3 pseudogenes are annotated in these 1,679 nt (G+C 36.2%); all 3 read right to left on the bottom strand.

Annotated elements, in window-relative coordinates:
- Nucleotides 1-11: 11 nt before the first annotated feature.
- Nucleotides 12-635 (bottom strand): annotated as a pseudogene (locus ACFIO3_RS12705) (lambda exonuclease family protein).
- Nucleotide 636: 1 nt separating this feature from the next.
- Nucleotides 637-1,416: pseudogene (locus ACFIO3_RS12700) on the bottom strand (ERF family protein).
- A gap of 76 nt (nt 1,417-1,492) precedes the next feature.
- A pseudogene (locus ACFIO3_RS12695) lies at nt 1,493-1,679 on the bottom strand (hypothetical protein); the annotation flags it as partial.

Below are 1,679 nucleotides of genomic sequence, written 5' to 3'. Positions count from 1 at the left end.
CCTCCATAGATTTAAGCAGCTTTTGCCAAAATCTTTTGCATCTCTTGTTCTATTTCCCCTAAAAAGATTTCGACCGCTTTATTGATCTCTTCAATGTGTTTCTCATCACGATTGACGCGTTTTATTTTCATTCTCAAACCAGTAGATTTGCCTACAAAGTTTGGATTATAGCTCATGAAATCACACCACTTTCGTCCTGTACAAACCATTTGGAATTGCATCTGTGCGATATATTAAGGCTTGATTTCGTCATAAATAAAAAAACGAAGATGGGTTGTTGATTGTGGACATTTGACTTCGATTAAACAGCCCTCTCCAATGGACCCATCAGGACGAGCCCCCGCCATTTCCATTTTTTGGTGTTGGATAAACCCGCATCTTGTGACATTGGTGTCATAAATGAACGCATATTCTATCAAGGCATTCTCTTCATGTTCAATGCCCCATTGCATAGCAGGTGTTGTATAAGATTGGCTTATTTCCCCTGTTAAGCTTTCTGTCATGAGTTTCATTTTTTAATCTTCATATTTGCTTGTAGGCAAACCTTTAGCTGTCTTACTGAGTACGTTGTAAACGTTTGAAGCGGTGACTTTTCCTAAACGCGCATGAAACCATTTTGCTGTTCTTTGCTCCATCTCACAGCGCCGTTCCCTGTTCGTGTGGCGTTGCTAGATCGGCATCTTGTATAGTAGAATCTGTTTCTACCTTTTACCTGTTTTGTTTATCTTTCAAAAGATGTAACACCGTTTGTGCTTGCTCTTCAGACATATATCTTCAAGCTTTTTGACGTTGACATAAGTAAGTATTTCTTCTTCTGTTTGAATTTATACTATGAGTCTTCTGATTGCATTGATCTGTTGTGGAAAAGCTTTTTAATAGGTGGGTTCCCATCTGTATCATCATTTTCACTCACGACATTAAGAAGCATACCTACCAGATATCTGCGTGCGTATATGATTCCAGAACCAACCGATTGTATATTTGATTTGCATCCTTTAGTGTCATAAGAAAACTTTCTTTCTGTTGAGATTTTATTCCCAAATGGATGCATCAAAGTCATTTCTATAATTATATTGTCTAAACTCTGTTCTTTGATACGAGAAAACAAAGCAAATCGGTGTTTTTCAAGAGTCTTCTTTACAGCATCAATGTACTTAGTCAAGGGTTGCATATTAGTTGTTTATATGGATATTTTTGTATTTTTTGATATTCTATTTGCATATTTGAAAGATCACTGACAAATCTTTCGTAGTTTTGTCGTTCTATTTCTTTTTCTCGTAAAGCAATGAGACGCTCGAGACGGTCCATATCGATATTATTTTCTAAGGCTCTGTTTACAATGCGTTCCATAGCAGTTTATTCGACGGCTAAATGATGTGTTTCTTCAATTTCTGTTAAGTTAGTGTTTTTATTCACTCATCTTGATTTCCTCCATTTGTGCGCAATTCTCCCGTGGAGTGAATCACGCATGTGTTAAAAGTTGTTTGTGTTGCTAGAAAGGAATGATATCCTTTTGTGAAGAGACGCCGCTCTGGGCGGTCATGGTTTGTTTACAATCTTCTGAATTATCATAAATTTTTACATTGCCATAAATTCTTGAATCCGCATCAATAATCACATTTCCATAAATTTGTATGTAACCAAAAATATGTCCATCATATATTTTGACGTTATTATAA

This window comes from Bartonella sp. AD328YNZD (genome assembly GCF_042196425.1).
This window is presented reverse-complemented; position numbering and strand designations above follow the sequence as displayed.